Annotated in this window: 6 protein-coding genes and 1 tRNA gene; 4 read left to right on the forward strand and 3 right to left on the reverse strand. The window is 53.9% G+C overall.

The window, feature by feature from the left end:
- Positions 1-83: 83 nt before the first annotated feature.
- Positions 84-160: transfer RNA gene (locus ABYP39_RS16255), tRNA-Pro, on the reverse strand.
- Positions 161-398: 238 nt separating this feature from the next.
- Here ABYP39_RS16255 and folD point away from each other — a divergent pair.
- The 4 genes from folD to ABYP39_RS16275 all read left to right on the forward strand — a co-directional run bounded on the left by folD (position 399) and on the right by ABYP39_RS16275 (position 3,594).
- Positions 399-1,253 (forward strand): bifunctional methylenetetrahydrofolate dehydrogenase/methenyltetrahydrofolate cyclohydrolase FolD, encoded by an 855-nt coding sequence (folD, locus tag ABYP39_RS16260; protein WP_372783589.1) that lies wholly within the window; start codon positions 399-401, stop codon positions 1,251-1,253.
- Positions 1,253-1,879 (forward strand): lysophospholipid acyltransferase family protein, encoded by a 627-nt coding sequence (locus ABYP39_RS16265; RefSeq protein ID WP_372783591.1) that lies wholly within the window; start codon positions 1,253-1,255, stop codon positions 1,877-1,879. Before folD ends, ABYP39_RS16265 begins: the two co-directional genes overlap by 1 nt.
- Positions 1,879-2,220, forward strand: a complete 342-nt coding sequence (locus ABYP39_RS16270) for a hypothetical protein (RefSeq protein ID WP_372783593.1) — start codon at positions 1,879-1,881, stop codon at positions 2,218-2,220. Before ABYP39_RS16265 ends, ABYP39_RS16270 begins: the two co-directional genes overlap by 1 nt.
- A 309-nt stretch (positions 2,221-2,529) precedes the next feature.
- The gene (locus ABYP39_RS16275; RefSeq protein ID WP_372759176.1) at positions 2,530-3,594 is read left to right on the forward strand and encodes a GGDEF domain-containing protein; all 1,065 of its coding nucleotides are present in this window, start codon (positions 2,530-2,532) and stop codon (positions 3,592-3,594) included.
- A 21-nt stretch (positions 3,595-3,615) separates the two neighbouring features.
- Here the strand turns inward: ABYP39_RS16275 and cysS are convergent, their stop codons facing one another.
- Positions 3,616-4,992: a cysteine--tRNA ligase gene (cysS, locus tag ABYP39_RS16280; RefSeq protein WP_372783595.1), complete on the reverse strand. Its 1,377-nt coding sequence runs from the start codon at positions 4,990-4,992 to the stop codon at positions 3,616-3,618.
- Between the two features lie 17 nt (positions 4,993-5,009).
- Entirely contained in the window at positions 5,010-6,692 is a 1,683-nt protein-coding gene (locus ABYP39_RS16285) for a glutamine--tRNA ligase/YqeY domain fusion protein (RefSeq protein ID WP_372783597.1), read from the reverse strand.
- Positions 6,693-6,696 lie beyond the last annotated feature (4 nt).

Genomic DNA, 6,696 nt, shown 5'->3' on the forward strand with positions numbered 1-6,696 from the left:
CGACCGACGGCTTAGAAGGCCGTTGCTCTATCCAGCTGAGCTACGGGCGCACGGCGCCTCCAAGCGAACACAAAGCAAAGAAATGGTCGGGGTAGAGAGATTCGAACTCCCGACATCCTGCTCCCAAAGCAGGCGCGCTACCAGACTGCGCTATACCCCGACAAACCAAGCTTTATATTGCCCCGCAAGAGGAGCTGCGCATAATACGCATCACCCCTGGGGACGTCAATCGCTATTTACCCGCTTTTGCCTTATTTTTTTGTCGCAAAGCGTAATGAATTCCGGCACTTGGCGATGTTTTGTTCAATCCCCTCAGATGCTTGGCCATTTGCGCACGAGGTGCGACAATAGCGCCCTATTTTTTCACCCCGCCAGCACAGTATAAACAGGGAGACTCCATGTCGGCACTCATTCTGGACGGAAAGGCTCTGGCCGCCCAAAGCGAACAACAGCTCAGCGAGCGAGTTTCTCGTCTTAAAGATCAGTCCGGCGGTAAAATCCCGATTCTTGCAACCATTCTTGTTGGCGACGACCCTGCCTCTGCCACCTATGTAAAGATGAAGGGCAATGCCTGTCGCCGGGTGGGCATGGAATCACTGGCCGTCGAACTGCCCTCTTCCACTACCACTGAACAACTGCTCGCCAAAATCGACGAGCTCAACAACAACCCGGACGTGCACGGCATTCTGCTGCAACATCCGGTCCCGGAGCAGATCGACGAACGCGCCTGCTTTGACGCAATAAAACTGAGCAAGGATGTTGATGGGGTTACCTGCCTGGGCTACGGACGTATGGCCATGGGCGAAGACGCTTACGGCTGCGCCACCCCCAAGGGCATCATGCGCATTCTCGATCACTACCAGATCGATATAGAAGGCAAGCATGCAGTGGTCGTTGGGCGAAGTGCCATTTTGGGCAAACCCATGGCCGCAATGCTGCTGGAAGCCAACGCGACGGTCACGACCTGTCATTCGCGCACACGCAACCTAGCAGACCATATCAAGCAGGCCGACATCGTGGTGGGCGCCGTCGGCAAACCCGAGTTCATCAAAGCTGAGTGGATCAAAGACGGCGCAGTCGTCGTTGACGCTGGTTACCATCCCGGCGGCGTAGGCGATATCGAGCTGGCGCCACTGACGGATCGCGTTGCAGCCTACACACCGGTTCCTGGCGGCGTTGGCCCGATGACCATCAACACCCTGATCATGCAGAGCGTTGAATCCGGCGAAAAGGCAATTTCCCAACAACCCTAATGGCCAAGAGAAAACGCCCACTAACAACACCGCAAAAGGTAGCGCGCAAGATTCTGCAAGCGTTTTTTGAAACCTGCTTTGTCAGCGTACCAACCCTGAGGTTCAGCAAGCCCTTCTGTCCGCCCGAACCCAGCGTGATTGCGATATACCACGATGAAATGGTCGCCACCGTTGCCCTGCTTACAGGGCAGCCCATCGCTTCGATTGCCTCGCTGAACCACAATGGCTATGCGGTCGCGCAGGTAATCGCCCGCCGCGCAGGGTTTGAAATGGTGTATGGCTCCGCAACCAAAGGCGGTAAAGAAGCATTTTACGAACTCAACGATGCCCTGCAACGCGGTAAGTCTGTCATATTCACCGTTGATGGCTCTCGTGGCCCCCGCCACGAAATGAAACCCGGGGCTATTATGCTAGCCCGAAAAAATCGCGTACCGTTGTACCTGCTGCGCTGCCAATGTGCTGGTCTGCGATTGCCCACATGGGATCGCTTTGTAATTCCGCTGCCAGGAGCACAAGTACAGGTGAATGTGGAGGCGGTCGATTTCGGCAGTCGCGAAGACAGGCGAACGATGAAAGTGCTGTTAACTGAATGCAACCAGCGCCTAAAGACGCTGGGAAAATCTTGATGCCGCGCCAGCGCTTGGGCCAATTGCTGTTCGCCTGTTACCTCATCGCACTGACAATAGCGTCACTGGTTCCCGGCAGCGACCTGCCGTCAGTTTCCTACAATGACAAAGTTGCCCACTTAGGAGCCTATTTTGTGCTCGGCGTGCTAGCCATGTCGTTCGGTCGGCGCCCAGCTTTCTTTGGGCTTCTGTTCCTTTATGGTCTGGGCATCGAGGTCCTTCAGGGGATGTCCGGGCAGCGCGAACTCTCTCTTCTCGACGCACTCGCCAATGGATGCGGCCTGCTACTGGCATGGCTTGCGGCAAACCACTATTGGCGTCGCGCAAACAGCTTGCTATAACACCTACCAACATTTTCCAGCCAATCATCGCATAGCAGTAGAATGCCACTGCCTATCACGACAAACCGTCCTTACAACGCAGTAGGCTGTCGAGCCATGCTGTATCCAAACCCTAGCAAGCTAGCCCCTGATCGCAGGCAAACGCCGGCGCGAAATTCCGGCCAATATCCGGTATGCTACAAGCCAGTTTTGCTTGCAAAGCATCGAGAGGTCTTGACGTTCAATCCGTGCAACAAGCCAAACGGGAAATGCGCCCTGCCTAGCTGGTCGCAGCGCCGCCACAAGAATTAAAATAAAGTGCAGAACTCAATGAGCGTACACAAGCCCGCACTGTCGCACTCCAACTCCGCCGGAAAGGAGATTGAAAACCGTCGGCTAGGCTACGTCTTTAATTTCTCGACAGCCGTTGGCGGCCTTATTCTTATGATCTTTGCCTGGCGCCAACTTAACGGTGACAGCCAGCTCTTAAAATACTCGCTGTTTTCCACAGCATTTGGTGTTTGGAGTGTATTTCTTTACGTTTACTGCTCCGGCAAGGTAAAGCTAGGGGCCTATATAGGCAGCGCCGTCATCTGCGGCCTGATTCTCGCTCTAACGTATACTGGCGGTCAGTCAAACACCGGCCTATACTGGGTTTTCCCACTTTTCGTCATTCAATTTATCTTTCTCGGCCCTTTTCTCGGCGCCGCTGCTTCTTTAACACTTGCGACCCTTATAGCCGTCATGTTGAGCAATCAACATGCCATTCCAGCAAATTATGAGCAAACTGAGATCGCCCGTGCACTCACCTCGATACTCACGCTAATTACCCTATGCACAATAAGCGAGTTTTTCAGACACCGCAGCCATCAGGACTTGAGCTCACAACATACAGACAAACTGATTGAAGCGGTGACGGATCCACTGACAGGGCTGACCAACCGGCGCTTTCTGGATGCCTTCTACCTACCAGATTGTCACCGCAACGAAATGCGAAAATTCCCAATGGCGGTCATTCTATGCGATGTGGATCATTTTAAGCGCATCAATGACACGGAGGGACACAAGGCCGGCGATACCGTACTGACACGTGTGGCCCGATTGCTGGCCGAGAACATTCGTGCTGACGACGTAGTGAGCCGCATCGGCGGCGAAGAGTTTCTAATATTGGCGCAGCAGGCGGATCGGGAGAGCGGCCACCAAATCGCCGAGAAGCTTCGCAAGAAACTCGAACACTGCGAGTTCCGTGAACTAAACGAAGGGGTAACCGCAAGCTTCGGCGTCGCCGAAGCCATACGGTATGACCGCATAGAAAAAGCGATAGAGCTCGCCGACAATAACCTCTACGAAGCCAAACGGCTAGGCCGGAATCGGGTGATCAGTCAGATCGACTGACCTGTCCCATAGGCAGAATCGCTACTCGCGGCGCCAACTGGTCCCGTCGCGGCTATCCTCCAGCAATACGCCTTTAGCTTTGAGCTCCTCACGAATCTCATCAGCGCGAGCATACGCCTTATCGAGCTTTGCTTGCTGTCGCTCGGCGATTAATGCTTCTATTTCTTCCGCCGATATGGATACTGCTCCAACGCTTTCTTTGAACCACGCTTGCGGTGATTCCTGGCATAAGCCCATAAGTGAAGCGCAATGGACCAGCGCCCCTTTGAGCGCCGGCTTGGCCGCTGGCTCTGCTTTATTCAAGGCTTTTGCCAACTGATGTAATTCAGCAATGGCGATAGGTGTATTGAGATCATCCAGCAAGGCCTTGTAAGCCGGCTGTTCCTCTACCGCACCATATACCGGCTCTACGTCGGCGGTATCTTTCAGGGCAGTGTAGAGCGAATCAAGACTGGCTTTGGCCTGCGCGAGCAACTCCCGTGAGAAATCGAGTTCTGAACGATACTGCGCAGAGAGCAAAGCAAAGCGCAGCACTTCTCCACGATATTGCCCCAGCAAGTCGCGCACAGTCCGGAAATTGCCCAGAGACTTGGACATTTTCTCGCCATCAATATTGAGGTAGCCGTTGTGCACCCAATAACGCACAAACTCCTCGCCGTCCTGACTGCAGCAGCTTTGCGCGCGCTCGTTCTCGTGGTGAGGAAAGATCAGATCGCGACCACCGCCGTGGATATCAATCTGGTCCCCCAAGTGCGCTTTGATCATTGCGGAGCATTCCAGGTGCCACCCAGGACGACCATAACCCCAAGGGCTGTCCCAACCCGGCTCGCTAGCGGTGGATGGTTTCCACAATACAAAATCACCCGCATATTTTTTATAGGGCGCCACTTCAACCCGAGCCCCATCCAACATATCGTCGAGTGAGCGGTTGGAAAGCTTGCCGTAACCTGCCATCGACTGCACAGCAAACAGCACATGCCCCTCAGCCTCGTAGGCATGACCGCGCTCAATAAGCTCGCCAATCATGGCCTGCATCGCATCCACATTCTCCGTGGCTTTGGGCGTCATATCTGGCGACAGGGTATTCAATGAAACCATGTCTTCGAGGTAGGCCTGAGTATAGCGCTCGGATACAGCTGCTATGGACTCGCCATTATCTTTAGCCGCCTGCATGATTTTATCGTCGATATCGGTGATATTGCGCGCGTAAACCACTTCCGGGTAGAGCGTTTTCAACACCCGATACAACGTATCAAACACAACCGCAGGGCGCGCATTGCCGATATGTATGTAGTTGTAGACCGTCGGCCCACAGACATACATCGTCACCCTGTCCGGATTGAGTGGCACAAAGGCTTCTTTGGCGCGGGTACGGGTGTTATATAAAGTTAAGGACATGCTTACGCCTATCTCATCTATTGCTTTGCGGACCACGTATCACGCAGACCAATGGTCATATTGAACACCGGATGCTCAGACGTGTGGTCAAAACGATCCGCCACGAAATAACCTTCGCGCTCAAACTGAAAACAGCTTTCGGGTAGCGCCTCGGCCAGCTCAGGTTCTATCCAGCAGTTTTCCAGCACAGCTTTGGACTCTGGATTAATGTGGGTCAGAAAATCAGCCTCACCTTTATCCGGCGCCGCATCCAGAAACAGTCGGTCATACTTGCGAATGGTCGCCTTGCGCCCTTCACTCATGGAAACCCAGTGAATAACCCCACGCGGCTTGATACCTTCGGGCGGATCTTCTCCCACCGTGTTTTCAACCAGCTCGCAAAACACCGTAGCTGGCTGGCCGTTGGCGTCATGCTCTACCCGGCAGGCTTTAATGACATAGGCACCGCGCAATCGTACAAATTCACCCAACACCAGACGCTTGAACTTTTTGCGCGACAGCGATGTATCTTCAGTGAAATCCGCGGCATCGATGACGATTTCACGAGTAAAGGGCAAACGACGCTCGCCCATATCTTCTTTCGGGTGGCGCGGTGCAGACAGATTTTCTATAGCCCCTTCAGCAAAGTTTTCAATCACCAGTTTCAACGGATTCAACACCGCCATCGCACGCGGCGCGTGTTTATCAAGGTCGTCCCGCACCGCCGATTCGAACTGTGCAATACTCACCACACCATCCGATTTGGCCACCGGTAAAGCGTCACAGAAATTGCGGATGGCTCGAGCGCTAAAGCCACGGCGACGCATACCATGAATGGTGGGCATGCGCGGATCATCCCAGCCATCCACATGGCCTTCATCAACAAGACGCTTGAGCTTTCGCTTGCTAGTGACAGTGTAGTCCAGATTCAACCGACCAAACTCGTACTGATGCGGGCGCGAAGGCACTGGCAGGTTCTCCAGGAACCAGTCGTACAACGGACGGTGATCGGCAAACTCTAGCGTACAGATAGAGTGGGTCACGCCCTCAATAGCATCTTCCTGACCGTGGGCAAAATCATAGCTCGGATAAATGCACCATTTATCGCCGGTATGATGGTGAGACTGCTTGCGAATTCGGTAGAGAACGGGGTCGCGAAGATTCATATTGGGCGAAGCCATATCAATCTTGGCCCGCAACACCTTGCTACCCTCATCAAACTCGCCGTTTTTCATCCGCTCCAGCAGGTCGAGATTTTCCTCTGCACTGCGTTCGCGATATGGGCTGGGCTTGCCCGGTTTGGTTGCCCAACCGCGGTATTCACTGGCTTGCTCGGCACTGAGATCGCAGACATAAGCACGCCCTTCGCGAATCAGGTGTTGCGCCCAAGCGTAAAACTGATCGAAATAGTCTGAGGCAAAACGTACGTCACCGGCCCAAGTAAAGCCCAACCAGCGGACATCCTCCTTTATTGCATCGACGTATTCCTGCTCTTCCTTGGCGGGATTGGTATCGTCGAACCGCAGATTGCATTTGCCGCCGAACTGTTCGGCCAGACCGAAATTCACACAGATGGATTTGGCATGGCCAATATGGAGATACCCATTTGGCTCCGGCGGAAAACGGGTAACCACCGCTTCGGGCTTGATCTTGCCAGCCTCGATATCGGCCTTGATGATATCGCGAACAAAGTTAGTAGCCTGACTTTCGGGTTTGCTCATGCAC

Origin of the sequence: Litorivivens sp. (assembly GCF_041625495.1) — a bacterium.
Classification (GTDB): Bacteria; Pseudomonadota; Gammaproteobacteria; order Pseudomonadales; family Spongiibacteraceae; genus Litorivivens.

What these genes read in the sequence shown, in the direction of transcription:
- folD (WP_372783589.1), top strand. Translation starts at nt 399, where the DNA reads ATGTCGGCACTCATTCTGGACGGAAAGGCTCTGGCCGCCCAAAGCGAA.
- ABYP39_RS16265 (WP_372783591.1), top strand. Translation starts at nt 1,253, where the DNA reads ATGGCCAAGAGAAAACGCCCACTAACAACACCGCAAAAGGTAGCGCGC.
- ABYP39_RS16270 (WP_372783593.1), top strand. Translation starts at nt 1,879, where the DNA reads ATGCCGCGCCAGCGCTTGGGCCAATTGCTGTTCGCCTGTTACCTCATC.
- ABYP39_RS16275 (WP_372759176.1), top strand. Translation starts at nt 2,530, where the DNA reads ATGAGCGTACACAAGCCCGCACTGTCGCACTCCAACTCCGCCGGAAAG.
- cysS (WP_372783595.1), bottom strand. Translation starts at nt 4,992, where the DNA reads ATGTCCTTAACTTTATATAACACCCGTACCCGCGCCAAAGAAGCCTTT.
- ABYP39_RS16285 (WP_372783597.1), bottom strand. Translation starts at nt 6,692, where the DNA reads ATGAGCAAACCCGAAAGTCAGGCTACTAACTTTGTTCGCGATATCATC.